This window comes from Georgenia deserti (genome assembly GCF_042680605.1).
GTDB classification, from domain to species: Bacteria; Actinomycetota; Actinomycetes; order Actinomycetales; family Actinomycetaceae; genus Allobogoriella; species Allobogoriella deserti.
Genome location: NZ_JBHUEE010000002.1, coordinates 466968 through 483073 on the forward strand (window position 1 = coordinate 466968; position 16106 = coordinate 483073).

Annotated in this window: 14 protein-coding genes; 11 read left to right on the top strand and 3 right to left on the bottom strand. The window is 70.8% G+C overall.

Annotated features, from left to right (window positions below; translation table 11 throughout):
* The first annotated feature begins 23 nt into the window (after positions 1-23).
* From ACFSE6_RS05800 to ACFSE6_RS05820, 5 genes are all read left to right on the top strand, one after another.
* Positions 24-2069, top strand: a complete 2046-nt coding sequence (locus ACFSE6_RS05800; protein ID WP_388003370.1) for an acyltransferase family protein — start codon at positions 24-26, stop codon at positions 2067-2069.
* 50 nt (positions 2070-2119) lie between these two features.
* Positions 2120-2383, top strand: a complete 264-nt coding sequence (locus tag ACFSE6_RS05805; RefSeq protein ID WP_388003373.1) for a type II toxin-antitoxin system Phd/YefM family antitoxin — start codon at positions 2120-2122, stop codon at positions 2381-2383.
* A gap of 2 nt (positions 2384-2385) precedes the next feature.
* Positions 2386-2772 carry a PIN domain-containing protein gene (locus tag ACFSE6_RS05810; RefSeq protein WP_388003376.1) on the top strand — a complete coding sequence of 129 codons (387 nt, stop codon included), beginning with the start codon at positions 2386-2388 and terminating at the stop codon, positions 2770-2772.
* Positions 2773-3439: 667 nt separating this feature from the next.
* The gene (locus ACFSE6_RS05815) at positions 3440-4195 is read left to right on the top strand and encodes an ABC transporter ATP-binding protein (protein WP_388003379.1); all 756 of its coding nucleotides are present in this window, start codon (positions 3440-3442) and stop codon (positions 4193-4195) included.
* Positions 4192-5538 (top strand): FtsX-like permease family protein, encoded by a 1347-nt coding sequence (locus ACFSE6_RS05820; RefSeq protein WP_388003382.1) that lies wholly within the window; start codon positions 4192-4194, stop codon positions 5536-5538. The genes ACFSE6_RS05815 and ACFSE6_RS05820 overlap by 4 nt, the downstream gene beginning before the upstream one ends.
* A 1-nt stretch (position 5539) precedes the next feature.
* Here the strand turns inward: ACFSE6_RS05820 and ACFSE6_RS05825 are convergent, their stop codons facing one another.
* The 3 genes from ACFSE6_RS05825 to ACFSE6_RS05835 all read right to left on the bottom strand — a co-directional run bounded on the left by ACFSE6_RS05825 (position 5540) and on the right by ACFSE6_RS05835 (position 7192).
* Positions 5540-5938 carry a type II toxin-antitoxin system VapC family toxin gene (locus ACFSE6_RS05825; RefSeq protein WP_388003385.1) on the bottom strand — a complete coding sequence of 133 codons (399 nt, stop codon included), beginning with the start codon at positions 5936-5938 and terminating at the stop codon, positions 5540-5542.
* Positions 5935-6201 (bottom strand): type II toxin-antitoxin system VapB family antitoxin, encoded by a 267-nt coding sequence (locus ACFSE6_RS05830; RefSeq protein ID WP_388003388.1) that lies wholly within the window; start codon positions 6199-6201, stop codon positions 5935-5937. The genes ACFSE6_RS05825 and ACFSE6_RS05830 overlap by 4 nt, the downstream gene beginning before the upstream one ends.
* 70 nt (positions 6202-6271) lie before the next feature.
* Positions 6272-7192: a Gfo/Idh/MocA family oxidoreductase gene (locus ACFSE6_RS05835; RefSeq protein ID WP_388003391.1), complete on the bottom strand. Its 921-nt coding sequence runs from the start codon at positions 7190-7192 to the stop codon at positions 6272-6274.
* 118 nt (positions 7193-7310) lie between these two features.
* Here ACFSE6_RS05835 and ACFSE6_RS05840 point away from each other — a divergent pair, with 118 nt between their 5' ends.
* The 6 genes from ACFSE6_RS05840 to ACFSE6_RS05865 all read left to right on the top strand — a co-directional run bounded on the left by ACFSE6_RS05840 (position 7311) and on the right by ACFSE6_RS05865 (position 16098).
* Positions 7311-8639 carry a hypothetical protein gene (locus ACFSE6_RS05840; RefSeq protein ID WP_388003394.1) on the top strand — a complete coding sequence of 443 codons (1329 nt, stop codon included), beginning with the start codon at positions 7311-7313 and terminating at the stop codon, positions 8637-8639.
* 71 nt (positions 8640-8710) lie between these two features.
* Positions 8711-10546 (top strand): hypothetical protein, encoded by a 1836-nt coding sequence (locus ACFSE6_RS05845; protein ID WP_388003397.1) that lies wholly within the window; start codon positions 8711-8713, stop codon positions 10544-10546.
* 182 nt (positions 10547-10728) lie between these two features.
* A complete protein-coding gene (locus ACFSE6_RS05850) occupies positions 10729-12546 on the top strand; it encodes a peptide ABC transporter substrate-binding protein (RefSeq protein WP_388003400.1) in 1818 nt (605 codons plus the stop codon).
* 3 nt (positions 12547-12549) lie between these two features.
* A complete protein-coding gene (locus tag ACFSE6_RS05855) occupies positions 12550-13608 on the top strand; it encodes an ABC transporter permease (RefSeq protein WP_388003403.1) in 1059 nt (352 codons plus the stop codon).
* 16 nt (positions 13609-13624) lie between these two features.
* Positions 13625-14425, top strand: coding sequence for an ABC transporter permease (locus ACFSE6_RS05860; RefSeq protein ID WP_388003406.1), 801 nt, complete (start codon positions 13625-13627; stop codon positions 14423-14425).
* Positions 14422-16098 (top strand): dipeptide ABC transporter ATP-binding protein, encoded by a 1677-nt coding sequence (locus tag ACFSE6_RS05865; protein WP_388003409.1) that lies wholly within the window; start codon positions 14422-14424, stop codon positions 16096-16098. Before ACFSE6_RS05860 ends, ACFSE6_RS05865 begins: the two co-directional genes overlap by 4 nt.
* Positions 16099-16106: the final 8 nt, after the last annotated feature.

The window sequence follows — 16106 nt, forward strand, 5'->3', positions numbered from 1 at the left end:
ATAGACGGAGGAGGGCGTCGGGCATGGTCGCGAGCGGATCCGCCCAGGCCGAGCGGACGGGTTCACGGTCCGGCCGCACCGGCTTCCGGTCCGACGTGCAGGGTCTGCGTGCCGTCGCGGTGCTGCTGGTCCTGGTCTACCACGCGGGGATCTCCGCCGTCGGTGGCGGCTACGTGGGCGTCGACGTCTTCTTCGTCATCTCCGGCTTCCTCATCACCTCCCACATCGTGCGCGAGGTGGGCAAGCACGGTCGGCTGGACCTGGTGGCGTTCTACTCGCGGCGCGTACGCCGCATCCTCCCGGCGGCGTTGGTGGTGCTGGCGGCCTCGACCGCCGTCGCCTATCTCGTCGTTCCGCCGGTGGACCGGGACCGGCTGCTGCAGGATGCGACGGCGACGGCGCTCTACGTGCCGAACATGCTCTTCGGTGCCCAGGACACCGACTACCTCGCCTCGGACGAGCCCTCGATCTTCCAGCACTACTGGTCGCTCGGGGTCGAGGAACAGTTCTACCTGTTCTGGCCGATCCTGCTGGCCACCGTCCTGATCGCCCTCGGACGCCGCCGGTGGGCCGTGGTGGGCGCGGTGGGCGCCCTGGCGGCGGCGTCGTTCGTCACCTGCCTGGTGGTGATGTCCTACTCCGAGTCGTGGGCCTTCTTCCTACTGCCCACCCGGGCGTGGGAGTTCGCCGTGGGCGGCCTGGTCGCGATCCTGCTCGCGCGCGGCGTTCGCCTGCCCGACCGGCTCGCCGCACCGCTGGCCTGGTTCGGCCTGATCGGCGTGGTGGCGGCCGGGTTCGTCCTCTCCGACTCCACGACGTTCCCCGGTGTGGCCACGTTGCTGCCGGTGCTCGGCACCGCCGCGGTCATCGCCGGCGGCGAGGCGCCGCGCTCGCCGGCCTGGCTCCTGGAGCGGGCACCGATGCAGTTCATCGGCGCGATCTCCTACTCGCTCTACCTCGTGCACTGGCCGCTGGTGCTCATCCCGCAGGCGGCCTCCGAGGCGCCCCTGCCCCCGGTGGCCGCGCCGGCGCTCAGTGTGCTCGCCGTCCCCGTCGCGTACCTGTGCTATCGGTTCGTCGAGGAACCCTTCCGACGGCGTCCCGCCCGGGCCCGGCCCGGTCACCGCCGGACCGTGGCGGTCGGGGTGGCCGCTTCGGTGCTGTTCGGCCTGACGTCGGCGACCTCGGCGGCAGCCGTCTCCCGGATGCCGATCGACGCCGGTGAGGACGCTCCGGCGTACCAGGCGCAGCCGGAGCCGGCCGGGACCCCGTTCGTCCCGGCGAACCTCGTTCCGGACCTGCGCAGCGCCCGGGACGACAACCCCGAGATCTACGACAACGGGTGCGTGCGGCACGAGGGTGACGTGGACGGCGCGGGGTGCCAGGAGGGCGAGGACGGCGCACCGACGGTCACGCTGTTCGGCGACTCGCACGCCGCCAACTGGCACCCGGCGCTGCAGCAGCTCGCCCGGGACGGGACGATCCGGCTCGACGTCAGCGCCAAGGGGGCGTGCAGCTCGGTGGCGCCGCCGGACGAGGACCAGCAGACGCGGCCGTGCGAGCAGTGGCGGCAGAACGTCGTCGACCGGCTGGCCGAGGACCCGCCGGATGTCATCGTCCTGGCGAACTTCGCCTCCTTCCACAGCGAGGAGGCCGGCGCCGAGGACCGCCGTCAGTGGTGGCGCGACGGGCTCGAGCACGCCCTCGAGGTGCTACCGCAGGAGAGCCGGATCGTGGTGATGGCGGACAACCCGCACCTGCCGGCCGTGCCCGCGTCCTGCCTCTCCCGTCACGTGGAGGAGGCCGAGCGGTGCGCCGTGACGCGCGAGGACGGCCTGGACCGGCAGACCCGGGCGGCGGAGCGCACCTTCGCCGCCGCACACGAGCGGGTGGACCGGATCGACGTCACCCCGTATCTGTGCAACGAGGAGTTGTGCCCGGTGGTCCTCGACGACCGACTGGCCTACCGCGACACACACCACCTGACCCGCACCTTCAGCGAGTCGCTCGAGCCGGTGATCCGGGACAAGTTCGAGCGGATCGTCGGGAACTTGGAGCCGCCGACGTAGCTGTTAGCCCGACTGTAGACCTACGTCTACGCGAGGAGTAGCCTGAAGGCATGAAAACCGTGGGAACGCGGGACCTCAAACAGAACCCGCAGCGTGTGATCCGGCGCGTACTCGAATCCGGCGACTCGCTCGAGATCACCAGCTACGGCAAGCCGTCCGGCGTCCGGCTCGTGCCGGATCGCGCCGCGCCGTCGTCATGGGTCTCCGGTGCCGACCTGGCCGACCTCGCACCCATCCAGCCAGAGGACGCCGCCGCGTGGCGCGCGGATATCGACGTGACCGAGGATGACGGTCCGGGCGACCCGTGGCAGTAAGCATGATCCTGCTGGACACGAACGTCCTGATCGACCTCGACCGGTACATGTTCGACGCGTCCGAGATGTACGGGGCCAGTGTCCTATCCCGGGCAGAACTCGAGTTCGGTGTGCAGGTGGCAGCCACAGCACACGAAACGGCGGTCAGGACTCGCCGACTCAACGAACTCGATTCCAGGTTCGCGTGGCTGGAGTTCGATCTTGCGGCGACCCGGTCCTACGGCTTGGTCGCCGCCAACGCGCGCGCGCAAGGTGCGCGGATCCGGAGCAAAGACGCACTCATCACCGCGCAGGCGCACCGTTACGGCGCCGCCGTGATGACGAGCAACATCGCCGACTTCAGGCCGTTCGACCACATGGTCGAGATTGTGCAGCCGCGAACGCGGTAGCCGCATCCCCGCGCTCGCGCTCGCGCTCAACATCACAGCTCCTCGCTCGGGGCGCCCCTCGACGTTCTCCTCCGCCTGCGCCCGCTCCTCCGCCGGCTCGAGGTTGCGAGGGCACTGAAAACCCGAACATGAGCGTCTACGGCTTGTTCGCCCGCACCATGCCGAACACGAGCACCGGGCCAGCCGAGGTTCGGTTGCGTCCAATGGCGGAGACCACGAAACGCCAGCCCTTCTCCTCCCGGTGCGGGCGGCCGATTCATCAGCCCGCCGATCCCGGACGCCTCGGCGGCGTGGGAGTCGGCCTCAATGACCACCTCCCACGAGTGCCCGGTGCGCTCGTCGAGCCATTCCGCCAGGCGCGGGGAAGTCACCGATGATCGGCAAGTCGGGATCGGTGAGGATTCCTATGGTGTTCCCCGCTGCTTCGGTCATCGCCGGGGACGCTACGCCCGATCTCGCCAGTGCGCGCGCGGAGAGAACCTCGCGCGGACGCGGCCCGTGGGGCCGCGCCTGATCCGGCGTCGCGTCCACCCGCCGGTGGAAGCCGCCTCACCCCGTGGTCGTACCCGGCCGGGCTCCCCGGCGCCGTCGGGACGACGGCGACCACCGCCCGGACCATCCTGCGGCCCGACGACGTCACGGCCCTGCGCGGACGAGGCTTGCTGCCATGGACGCAACGACCACCCGCGGCGCGACGCCGCCGCAGCAGATCGCCGACCCGGCCGGCACGGTGCTCGCCGGCCACGGCCTGACCAAGACGTACGGCCCCACTGTCGCGCTCGCCGGGGTGGACCTGGCCGTCCGGCGCGGGGAGTCGGTGGCCGTCATGGGCACCTCCGGTTCCGGCAAGACCACCCTGCTGCACTGTCTCGCCGGGATCCTCACGCCGGACTCCGGATCGGTCGCCCTCTACGACGACGGCGGCGCGGTCGCCGTGCACGCCCGGTCCGCCGGCGGCCGGGCGGAACTGCGGCGGAGCCGGTACGGCTTCGTCTTCCAGCAGGGACTGCTGCTGCCCGAACTGACGGCGGCGGAGAACGTCGCGTTACCGCTGATGCTCGGCGGCGTCGACCGCCGCGAGGCGCAGGCCCAGGCCGTCCGCTGGCTGGAGTGGCTGGGACTGGCCGGGATGACCGACCGCCGCCCGAGCCAGCTCTCCGGTGGTCAGCAGCAGCGGGTGGCCGTGGCACGGGCCCAGGTGGTCGGTCCCCCGGTGGTCTTCGCGGACGAGCCGACCGGCGCCTTGGACAGCGCGACATCGGAGGAGACGATGTCCGCGCTGCTCGCGGCGACCACCGGCCGCGGCGGCACGCTCGTGCTCGTCACCCACGACGAGTCGGTGGCAGCCCGGTGTCACCGGGTGGTCCGGCTGCACGACGGACAGATCGTCCATGACGCCACCACCGGCGAGGTGGCCCGGTGACCGCCCGGCTGGCCCTGCTCCTGCTGCGCCGCGAGGCCCGCGAGGACCGTGCGGTGCTGGTGCTGCCGGTCGCCGCTTTCGCCGTCGTGACCGCGCTGGCCCTGACCGTCTTCGGCGGCGCCGCGTTCTTCTTCTCCATCGAGGGTGAGATCGGTCTGCTCTACCAGGGGCTGGCGATCCTCGCGGTGACGCTGCTGGTCATCCCGCTGCTGACGCTGTGCGGGGCAGCGGCACGGCTCTCGGCGCGCCGGCGCGACCGCCGGCTCTCCACGCTGTCGCTGCTGGGCGCCTCCGGCCGCACGGTGACGGTGATGACGCTGATCGAAGCGACCTTGCTGGCGCTGGCCGGCACGCTGCTCGGCGTCCTCGGGCATCTGGCCCTGACGCCGGTGGTCGGGCTGGTGCCGTTCCACGGTGGCCCGATCGGCGCCGGGAACGTGGTGCTCGGCGTGCCCGGGATGCTCGCCTGCGTGGCCGGGTTCGTGGTGCTCGCCGCCGTCAGTGCGCTCGTCGGGCTCCGGCGGGTGGTGGTCTCCCCGCTCGGGGTGCGCACGCGTCAGCAGGCGGGGAGCACGTCGTGGTTGCGTGCGGTCGGGTTCGTCCTCGCCGTGTGCGCGGGCCTGGTCATGGGGCAGACCATGCGGGCGGACCAGGGCACGCTGGTGCTGGCCGCCGGCGTGGTCATCACCTTCGGGCTCACCATGGCGGTGCTCAACCTGGTCGGGCCGCTGGTGCTGCGGATCCAGGGCCGGATTCAGCTCTCCCGGGCCAGTGGGCCCCGTTCGGCCGAGCGGGTACTGGCGGCGCGGACCGTGCTCGACGCCCCGAAGAGGACGTGGCGGCAGGTGGGTGGGGTGGCGATGACCTCCTTCGCCGCCGTCTTCGCCGGCGTGGGCCTGTCCTTCACCGAGTTGGCCGGTGGGACCGCGATGAGCGCCGAGGACCGGATGCTGTTCGAGGACATCCGGACCGGCGTGATCCTGACGCTGGTGATCTCCTTCGTCACGGTCGCCGCCTCCGTGGCCGTCAACCAGGCCGCCGACGTGCTCGACCGCCGCGACCTGTTCGCCGCGCTGGATCGCATGGGCATGCCGCTCGGCCGGGTCGACGGCGCCCGCACCCGCGCCGTCATGGGGCCGCTGGTCACCGTGGCGCTCTGGTCGGCCGGCTCCGCCGCGATCCTCATCCTCCCGATGACCGCCGTCGGGACGCTGACCAGCCCGACGACCGTCCTGACCGTGGCGGCAGGTCTCGCCGGCGGGATCCTCCTGGTGCGCCTGGCCATGCTGGCCACCCGGCCGGTGCTGGCGAAGGTGATGGCCGGTCCCGTCCCGGCGTCGTAGGTCAGGCGCCGGGCTCGGCCGGCAGGACGTCGGTCTGCCGGAAGTCGTCTCCCTTGAACAACAACGGCTCACCAGAGGTCACCGACAGGGCGTACGCGAAGCAGTCACCGAAGTTCAGGCGCGCTCCGGCCCCGGAACCGCGACCGAACCGGCGAAACGCCAAGCGGGCGAACGACGCCTGTTCCGCTGTCACGGGTACGACGTCGATCTCGGCTGTCGCGACGATTCGATCCAGATTGTCGCCGGCCGCCGGATCGCCACTGCCATCGGCGACCATCGCAGCTTCGAGCCAGTTCGCGGCCGAGATCTTGGCCGATTCGGACACGACGCGCTCGGTGAACCTCTCCGCCTCGGGCTCACCCTTGAGGATGGCCACCAGCGCCGACGCGTCGACGATCATGCCGGCAGTCCGGTCTCGGCGTCATAGAGGTCCTCGTCACTCGCGAGCACGTCATGGCTGCCGGCCCTCGGGTTCCACGAACGACTGATGTCGAGGATCTCGGCGATCCGCCGGTCCCGCTCGGCGCGCGCCAGATCGACACCGTGCTCGGCGAGGAGTCGTTCCAGCGCCGTCTCGATCGCGCTCGTCTGGGACGTGCCGGTCACGCGGGCAGCCTCCCGCGCCAGTGCATGCACGCGCTCGTTCTTGATGTTCAGCGACATGTCTACCATTCTACCTCTGACGCTATCTACCCTGGTAGACACCGGTTTCCGATCCTGCCGCGAGTGGCGCTCAGTTCTCGCGGGGCACGAGACCGAGTCGCGCGCGCCGCGTCCGGGCATACTCCCGGGCGAACTCGGCGCCGTCGAAATCCCCGTCGGAGATCCGCGAGTCACCGCGAAGGTCCACCCAGTCACCGCCGTGCCTGGCCGACGCGCGCGCGGCCAGACACGAGAGTTCTGGCTCGATGAGCTCGGCGAAGCTGAGGCCGATCTCCTCCCCGCCGAGGTACGCGCATGTCACGTCGAGGAACGGCTCGTACAAACTGTGTCCGGTGGCGTCGAGATGTTCCACACCCGCCGGTGACACGAGCGTGAGGAAGAAGCCGTACCCCTCGCCGGGAGGCTGGACGTCGACGATCGCCGACCGCCCGTCCGACCAGCGCAGCTGGCTGCGCCGGCCGTCGTCGTCGAGCGCGCGGGCCGAGGTGATGCCCGGCCCGAAGGCGCCGTGAATCAGCGAGTAGGCGTGAATCCCGTAGTCGAGCGGATGGCCGAACGTCACCGCGTAACCGGCGTTCGCCTCGACGGACCGCGCCTGCTGCGCGACCGCGGTCCAGCGCAGGGCCGACCCGCCCGTGATCCGTGCTCCCTGGTCGACCCAGGACTCGAGCTGGGCCAGATCGGCGGCACGGCCCGCGAACGGCTTGCAGACGTGCACCGGAAGACCGGCTGCGACGAACGGACGGATCCGTTCGACGTGATGGTCCCAGTTCACCGAGTGGACGAACGCGGCATCGATGTCGCCGACCATCTCGGAAGGGTCGGTGACGACGGTGCCGATGCCGTGTTCCGCTGCATATGACTCGGTGTACGCCTGGTCGACCACCGTCTCGCCTCCCAGGACGGCGACGACGGCGTGCCCCCGGGCAGCCAGCAACGGATGGAAGGTCTCGGGATGGGAGGTGTCCAGGTCGACGACGCCGATGCGCATGCCGGCGATCCTAAGAGGCCCTGCCCTGATCGCCAATTATGATGTGTCCGAAATAGCGGTCAGTAATCTGCCCTGACGGCTCCGCCCGGCCGCCACGTCGTGAGCAATGCGAGGTCCCATGCCGACACACCGAGGCCCAGCCACCGAGGTCGTCGCCATCGGCGTCATCGGCGCCGAACCGTTCGTCCACCGACTGGCGGCCGTCGCGCGCGAAGACTCGACCACCGCCCACCGGCTCGTCACCGCGGCGTACGAGCGCGAGAAGCACGCACGCGAGGCTGCGATGCGGATCGCGGACGACGTCGACGTGCTCCTCTTCGCGGGCCCGCTGCCCTACGACGTCGCGATGTCGCACGGCGCCCTTCCGGTCCCGGCCACCTATGTCCCCACCGGCGGTGTCGCCCTACCCACCGCCCTGCTTCGCGGCGTCCTGGGTGGGGCCGTCGACCCGGCCCGCGTGAGCATCGACTCCGTCCTCGAGCGCGACGTCCGGGAGACGTACGTCGACCTCGATCTGCCCTCCGACGAGGTCCATGTCATGGAGTACCACGACAACGTCTCCCCCGAGCAGTTCTTCGACTTCCACCAGGACCTGTTCGCCGCCGGGCGGACGAGTGGGGCGATCACCACGGTGCCGTCGGTGGCACAGCGGCTCGAGGACGCGGGCACTCCGCACCTCGCCATGGCCCCCGCCGCACTGACACTGCGCAACGCGCTGCGAACCGCGCGTCTGCTCGGCAGCGGGGCACGGCTGGAGGACTCCCGGATCGCGATCGTGGTGGTCCGGCTCCCCTCGAGCTTCCTTCCCCAGCGCACCAGCGCCAGCAACTACTGGTACCAGGAGCTGCGCCTGTCCCTGCACCGGGCGCTCCTGCCCGACGCCCGGCGCATGGACGCCGCCGTCCTCGAGCGTGACGAACACAGCTACCTCGTGGTCACCACCCTGGGGTCCCTGCGCTCGGCGACGTCCAACTTCGCCCGCGCCCCCTTCCTGGGTTCCATCGCCGAGGTGCTCACGGTCGAGGCCGAGGTCGGTATCGGACTCGGGCGCACCACCCTCGAGGCGGAGGAGAATGCCGAGCAGGCCGTGACGCAGGCCGGGGACTCGGGTGGCGGACTGGCCTACCTGGTCGGCCCGCAGGGCAATCCGGTCCCCCTGCCGGCCACCCAGGAGGCACCGACACCGGCTCAGGAGCCGGCCGAGGATCCGCACCGTGAGACGCTGCGGCAGATCGTCGGCGCACTCGACGACCAGGACGACGCCAGCCGGATCGTCGACGCCGAGCGCATCTCCCGCATCCAGGGCGTCACCCTGCGAACGGCGCGGCGCACGCTGCGCACCCTGGTCGACGCCGGCCTGGCATGGCCGATGCCACCGGCCCGGGCACAGAAGGTCGGACGACCGCCGATCCGGTACCAGCTGCTGGACGAGCGACTCGGCACCTGAACGAATTTCGGATGCGCACTATCTTGCGTTAGTGCTTGTAGCAATCGAGCCGACTTGGCAAGGTTGTCGGCGTGAGCACGCACCCAGCAACGGCCCGACGCGCCGTGGAGACCACATCCCCCGTCACGGTCTGGACGGCCTCACCGCCGTCAGCGACCTCCTCGGCCCCCACGGGCGTCGACCTCGGCACGCTCGAGAGCGTGGAGGGCAGCTTCGGCCGCTACCTCGTCGAGATCCTCGCCCACGCGGGTATCGCGACGGCCACCTCCACCCCGGCCACGGACCTGCCCGACCGCGGCGTGGTCGTGGCGACGACCGTGGCCGACCGAGCGGTGGAGACGCTCGAGACGTGGGTCGCGGCCGGCGGAACCCTGATCCTCACCGCCGGGCCGACCGACCTCGGCGACCTCGCCGGCGCCCGCGAGACGCATGCCGTGGGCACCGGCCGCGTGACCGTGGCGGAGCACCCGTTCTGGACCCACCGGCCGCCACGGCACCTTCGGGCCGTCCGCGGCGCCGGCCTCGATCCGGCGCCCGGCACCGACGTCCTCGCCACCTGGCAGAGCGGGGAGGCGGCGATCTGCGCCCGGCGGCACGGCGACGGCATGGTCATCACCTTCGGCGTCGACCTCGCGGCGACCGTCGTCCTCGTTCAGCAGGGGGTGCCGGTCACCGGCGACGGCGTCCCGGCCCGTGACGGGACCGCTCCTGTCGACGACGACATCCTCAAGGCCGAGGACGGCATGACCCTCGACCTCGAGCACGACCGGGCGCTCCCGCCCGGCGAGGGCCCGGTCCCGGAGAGTTACACGCACACCTATCCGCCGCCGGCCGCGGTCCCGATCTTCGACCAGCCGCACGCCGACTGGTGGCGCTCACTGCTCCTGCAGGCCATCTGGGCAGGAACGGAACGGACCGGCACCGTCGTCCCCTGGCTCGGGTACTGGCCGGCAGGCCTGTCGGCGATCGCCCACATGTCGCACGATGCCGACCAGAACGTCCCCGAGGACGGCCGAGCCGCACTCGACGCGTTCGCCGAGGCGGACGTGTCGGTGACCTGGTGCCAGGTCTTCCCGGGTGGGTACGGACAGGAGATCTACGACGCGATCACCGCTGCCGGTCACGAGCACGCGCTGCACTACAACGCGATGGGCGACGCCGACATCGCCTCGTGGGGATGGCCGCAGTTCCGCGCGCAGTACGCCTGGGCCCAGGCCGTCACCGGGCGCGAGGACATCGTGGCCAACAAGAACCACTACACCCGCTGGGAGGGATGGACCGAGTTCTACCGCTGGTGCGAGGAGGTCGGCATCGAGATCGACGAGTCGCGCGGCCCCAGCAAGCAGGGAACCGTCGGCTTCCCCTTCGGCACCGCGCACGTCTCCTTCCCCCTGGCACCGCCGGAGTCCGGTCGTAGCGTCCACGACGTCCTCAACCTCCCGCTGCACACGCAGGACCTCGCCTGGGCCGCGCACGCCTCGGTCCGGGACGTCATCCTCGATGCGGCCGAGGCCCAGCACGGCGTCGCGCACTTCCTCTTCCACGGCCCGCACCTCAACCGGCGGCCCGCCACGCGGGCCGCGTGCGTCGAGCTCGCGGCGGAGGCGCGACGCCGGGGCATGGAGTGGTGGACAGCCGAACAGATCAACGCGTGGGAGCGTGCCCGTCGCGCGGTGCGCCTCACGGCGGTGCGGCGCGGCGGGACCGTCCAGGTCGATGTCGAGTCCGAGGCACCGCTGGAGGCCGCCGCGATTCTGGTGCCCGTCGACGCCGGCGCGCCGCCGAGTCTGGCCCGGGCGGACCATGGCGCGACTCTCGAGGTGACGACGGTCCGCCGCCACGGCCGGGTGTTCGCCCAGCTCGCGGTGGATGTGCGGCCGGGCACGACCCGGTGGGAACTCTCCTGACAGCCGCGCCTCCTGCCCGAACGTCGACGCACAGGTGACGTGGACGTCACACGATGTTGACCAAGTCGTGACACGTAGCCGTTGACGCCGCCCCTATTGCGTCATAACGTCATGGCACTAGTTGCATTTACGGACATCCCGAATGCGAGCCGGCATGGACGCCGGCGACCGAGGAGGACGCGATGGCACGGACCGCGGGGGCGACCACGGCACACCGACGAGGGCGGCGGGTACGTCGTGCCGCCGGCGCCGTCGCCATCACTCTTGCCCTGGCCGGTTGCAATCTGTTCGGCGACACCGGCGAGGACTCCGGCGGCGGTGACAGCAACGGCGACGCCTCCGGCGGCAGCATCACGGTCCAGGCGACGAACTTCGCGCACATCGATCCCCAGAGCGTCACCTTCGGCATGTGGCTCGTGCAGATGGGGCTGCTGGAGGGCCTGGTCCTGCAGACTCCGGACGGGACCGACGTGCGCCCGGGCGTCGCGGACGACTGGGAGGTCAGCGACGACGGCCTCACCTGGACGTTCCACATACGCGACGGAGCGTCCTGGTCCAACGGTGAACCCCTCACCGCCGAGCACTTCGCCTGGACCTACGAACGCCTGCTCGACCCCGAGCGCGGCGAGAGCGGCGTGACCACGAACGCCTCCTCGTACCAGGCCCCGCTGGGCATCCTCAACGCGACGGAGTACAACACCGGTCTGGTCGAGGATTTCGACGAGGTCGGCATCGAGGCCGTCGACGACCAGACCCTCGAGTTCACCCTCGAGGCCCCGAACCCGGGCTTCCTCATGGGGCTGACGTACCCCTCGATGCTTCCGTTGAACCCGGACGCGGTCGGCGGCGGCGACGGCGACTGGCAACAGCCCGAGAACTGGGTCGGCAACGGGCCGTTCAATCTCGCGGCCTGGACCGCGAACTCCAGCATGCGCCTGGAGAAGAACCCGGAGTACTGGGACGCCGAGAATGTGGCACTCGACGAGATCAACGTCCAGCTGATCGAGCAGGGGTCGATCACGACGACGGTTCCGTACGAGAACGGCGAGGTCGACATCCAGGCGCTGGGCGAGCCCGCGGAGATCGCCCGGTTCATGGAAGACCCCGAGCTGGAGCAGCAGATGCACTGGCTCGAGAACTCCGGCACCACTTACCTCGCTCCGCTGCACAGCCGGAACCCGATCATCGAGGACCCGCAGATCCGGCGAGCGCTGAGCCTCGGACTGGGACGGGAGGAGATCGCCGGCATCAGCGAGACGTCGGCACCCGCCTCGACGATCGTCTCCCCCCTCGTGCCCGGGTGGAGCGAGGACCTCGCCGCCCACGAGGAGATGTCCGGTGACGGGGCCGTCGAGGAGGCCCAGCGACTGCTGGCGGAGGCCGGCTATCCCGACGGCGAGGGCTTCCCGACGCTCACGCTGCTCGCCGGCTCGGACTTTCCGCAGCTCGACGCCATCATCGACACCTGGGAGACGAACCTGGGCATCAACGTCGACAAGGACGTCGTCGAGGTCGGCGTCTACGTGGAACGACGCGACGAGATGCACGACGAGGACTACGTCGGCTTCTGGTACGGCTCGTTCTCCGGGGTGAGTTCGTGGCCCTACCAGGTCGAGCAGCTCTGGTCCCCCGACATGGTGCGTCAGGCAGGTCTCGGCGGTGACGCCTATCAGGAGTTCCTCGATGTCCAGGCGGACGAATCACTGTCGCCGGGTGAACGCAGCAGCCGGCTCGAGGAGATCCTCTCTGACGGCACGATGCCTGAGGCCCAGGAGTTCGCCGAACGCGTGGAGGACACGCGCGAGACGGTCGACGAGGACGAGCAGCAGCAGATCTACGCCGACGCCGCCGCCATCCGCGAGAGCACCGAGCTCTTCCTCCCCGTGGTCTGGAACCACACGGTCTACGTCGCACAACCCCGGGTCCAGGGCCTGGAGCTGCGCGCCCAGGCCGACCGGTACTACTTCAAGGACCTCTCGGTCGACGACTCGGCGGGGTGAGCGATGGGATATGTCGAATTCCTGTTGCGTCGCGTGCTGCGGATGGTCCTGTCCCTCGGGGTCATCTCGGCGCTGACGTTCTTCCTTCTCCAGCTCGCGCCGGGCAATTTCGCGGACATCCAGCGCGCGAGCTCGGGTGCGACCGGGATGGCGGGCCAGGCGGCCCAGGAGGTGGCCGGTGAGTTCGCCACCCGGTACGGCTCCGACGTGCCCGCCTGGCAGCAGTACCTGATCTTCATGCGCGGTGCCCTGACCTGGGATCTGGGGCCTTCGTACCGGCATCCCGGACAGACCGTCGAGAGTCTGATCGCCCAGGGATTCCCGGTCTCGGCGACGCTGGCCGTCCTCGCCACCGCACTGGCGCTGATCATCGCGGTCCCGGTCGGGATGCTCGCCGCGCTCCGGCAGCGCTCGCTCCTGGACTCGGGCTCGATGTTCATCCTGACGCTCGGTCACGCGCTGCCGAACTACCTGACCGGCGTCTTCCTCGTCCTCATCTTCGCGGGCGGTCTGCGCATCCTGCCGGCCGCGGGGTGGACGGGACCGGAGAACCTCGTGCTGCCGGTGCTGGCCCTGGCGGTGGGGCCACTGGCGGTCCTGGCGCGCTACGTCCGTTCTTCGATGCTCGAGACGCTCCGCGAGGAGTACGTCACCGCGGCGCTGGCCAAGGGCGGGCATCCGGCCGTGGTCACGGTCCGGCACGTGCTGCGCAACTCCCTCGTCCCCCTCGTCACGGTCACCGGGCCGATGCTGGCAGCGCTCATGACCGGCACCGTGTTCATCGAGACCATGTTCCGGATCCCCGGGCTCGGGCTGGCGTTCACGCAGGCCGCCTCGAGCCGGGACATGCCCCTGCTCATGGGGACGACGATGTTCTTCGCCGTCATCCTCATGGTCACCAACCTGGCGGTCGATCTTCTCTACGGCCTCCTCGACCCGCGCGTTCGCGCAGAAAGTGGGCGGAAGAACCGTGGCAGCCGTACCCGCAGACAGCGAGACGCCCACGCAGGAGACAGCCCGGTCGGCGAAGGCAGCCGGACCGGCGTCCCGAGCCTGGACTAGGTTCCGCGCCAACCGCATGGCGTTCCTCAGCCTGTGGGTGGTCGTGCTGCTGGCGCTGCTGGCCGCTCTTGCGCCGCTGATCGCGCCCTACGGTCCGACGCAGACCGACTACGGTCACCAGCTCGCTCCCGTGGGCACACCGGGGCACCTCCTCGGCACCGACACCCTCGGCCGGGACATCCTGTCCCGGCTGCTGTTCGGCCTCCGGACGGCCCTGCTGGTCGCCTTCGTCGCCGAGATCATCTCCGTGCTCATCGCTCTGGTGATCGGCACCGTCGCCGGATACCGCGGCGGACGCATCGACGGCGTCCTCATGGCGGCCACCGATGTGATGTACGCCTTCCCGACCTACCTCTTCGCCGTGCTGCTCGTGACCGTCTTCGGGCGGAGCTTCTGGTCGGTGATGGCGGCGATCGCCATCGCCGGCTGGGTGACCCAGGCGCGTCTGATCCGTGCCCAGGTCCTCACGCTCAAACAGCGCGACTACGTCGAGGCGGCACGCGGGATGGGGGCCGCAGGCCCGACCATCGCCACCCGGTACATCCTGCCCAACGCCGTCGGTCCGCTGCTGGTCACCTCGAGCTTCGCCGTGCCGGCCGCGATCACCACCGAGGCCGGCCTCTCGCTGCTCGGCCTCGGCATCGCGGACATGCCCTCCTGGGGCGCGATGATCAACGAAGGCGTCCGTTTCGCGACGACCATGCCGCACATGATCGTCTCACCGGCGATCGCCTTCGCCCTCACCCTGCTCGCCTTCACCTGGATCGGTGACGGCGTACGAGACGCGTTCGACATCTCTACGGAGGCCCGCCGGTGAGCCAGCGCGAGTTCCGCCCCACGATCGAGCCCGGAGCGCCCCTGCTGGACGTCGCCGGACTGCGCACCGGTTTCGCCCGCGCCGACGGGGGCACGTTCGTCGCCGTCGACGGGGTCGACCTCACCCTCGAGCCCGGGCGCGCCCTCGCCGTCGTCGGCGAGTCCGGCAGCGGCAAGAGCGTGACGGTCCGCTCGTTGCTGGGACTGCTGCCGCGCAACGGCAGGGTCGTGTCCGGCACCGCAGACTTCGCCGGAACCGATCTGCTGGCCGCGCCACCGGCCACGATGCGCGCCATCCGCGGCCGGCACATCGGCATGGTCTTCCAGAACGCGATGGAAGCGCTCAACCCCACCATCCCGGTGGGGCGCCAGCTCGCCGAGGCGTTGCGGTGGCACGACCTGTGCTCGCGCAGCGAAGCACGCGAGCGCGCCGTCCGGGCCCTCGGCGACGTCGGGATCCCGGAGCCGGAGCGGCGGGCCCGGATGTACCCGTTCCAGCTCTCCGGCGGGATGCGCCAGCGTGCCATGATCGCCATGGCCATCATCGCCGAGCCGCAGCTGGTCATGGCCGACGAGCCCACGACCGCCCTGGACGTGACCGTCCAGGCGCAGGTGCTGGATCTGCTCGCCGCCATCAAGGACCAGGGCACCGGGATGATCATGGTGACCCACGACCTCGGGGTCGCCCGCCGTTTCTGCGACGACGTGCTGGTGATGAATCACGGTCAGGTGGTCGAGCAGGGCACGATGGAACGCGTGCTCGGGGCACCCCGCGAGCCCTACACGCGGATGCTGCTCGACGCCACGCTCGAGGTCGGCGACGTGGCACGCAAGGGCGTCTCGTCGACCACCGCCTCGCCCGTGTCCGGGCCGACGGCGGAGCCGGCCGCCCCGCCCCTGCTCCGTGCGGAGCACCTGGTCAAGTCCTTCCACGGCCGCTCAGGAACCGTCCGGGCGGTGCGCGACGTCAGCCTGAGCATCGGGCGCGGGCAGACGCTCGGGCTCGTGGGCGAGTCCGGCAGCGGGAAGTCCACGGTGGCCCGACTCGTCATGGGCCTGCACCGGCCGGACTCGGGCACCGTGCTGGTCGACGGCGAGGACATCCACGGTGCGCAGGCGGACACGCTGCGGCGCCGGATGCAGATGGTCTTCCAGAACCCCTACGGCTCCCTGCTGCCGCACTACACCGTCGGGGCCAACATCGCCGAGCCGTTGCGCCTGCAGGGCATCGGTGCGCCCACGGAGCGGACCGAGCGTGCGGCCGAGCTGCTTCGCCTCGTCGGGCTCTCGCCGGACGACGCCCGGCGATATCCGCAGCAGTTCTCCGGCGGCCAGCAGCAACGCATCGCCATCGCGCGGGCGCTGGCGCCGGAGCCGGAGATCCTCGTCTGCGACGAACCGACCTCCTCGCTCGACGTCTCGATCCAGGCCCAGATCCTCGATCTGCTGACCGAGCTCCAGGACCGCCTGGGGGTGGCGTACCTGCTCATCTCGCACAACCTCGCCGTGGTGGACCAGCTCTCCGACCACGTCGCGGTGATGAAGGACGGCGAGATCGTCGAGGCGGGGACACGCACGGAGGTGTTCACCGCCGCGGAGGACCCGTACACCCGGACGCTGCTCTCGGCGATCCTGCCGGTCCGTGGCCCGCGCCCGGCCCGGCAGAGCGCCTGAGGCCCGGC

Coding starts and splice junctions, on each gene's coding strand:
- ACFSE6_RS05810 (WP_388003376.1), top strand. CDS start 2,386: ATGATCCTGCTGGACACGAACGTCCTGATCGACCTCGACCGGTACATG.
- ACFSE6_RS05835 (WP_388003391.1), bottom strand. CDS start 7,192: ATGCGCATCGGCGTCGTCGACCTGGACACCTCCCATCCCGAGACCTTC.
- ACFSE6_RS05800 (WP_388003370.1), top strand. CDS start 24: ATGGTCGCGAGCGGATCCGCCCAGGCCGAGCGGACGGGTTCACGGTCC.
- ACFSE6_RS05830 (WP_388003388.1), bottom strand. CDS start 6,201: ATGTCGCTGAACATCAAGAACGAGCGCGTGCATGCACTGGCGCGGGAG.
- ACFSE6_RS05825 (WP_388003385.1), bottom strand. CDS start 5,938: ATGATCGTCGACGCGTCGGCGCTGGTGGCCATCCTCAAGGGTGAGCCC.
- ACFSE6_RS05815 (WP_388003379.1), top strand. CDS start 3,440: ATGGACGCAACGACCACCCGCGGCGCGACGCCGCCGCAGCAGATCGCC.
- ACFSE6_RS05840 (WP_388003394.1), top strand. CDS start 7,311: ATGCCGACACACCGAGGCCCAGCCACCGAGGTCGTCGCCATCGGCGTC.
- ACFSE6_RS05850 (WP_388003400.1), top strand. CDS start 10,729: ATGGCACGGACCGCGGGGGCGACCACGGCACACCGACGAGGGCGGCGG.
- ACFSE6_RS05805 (WP_388003373.1), top strand. CDS start 2,120: ATGAAAACCGTGGGAACGCGGGACCTCAAACAGAACCCGCAGCGTGTG.
- ACFSE6_RS05860 (WP_388003406.1), top strand. CDS start 13,625: ATGGCGTTCCTCAGCCTGTGGGTGGTCGTGCTGCTGGCGCTGCTGGCC.
- ACFSE6_RS05855 (WP_388003403.1), top strand. CDS start 12,550: ATGGGATATGTCGAATTCCTGTTGCGTCGCGTGCTGCGGATGGTCCTG.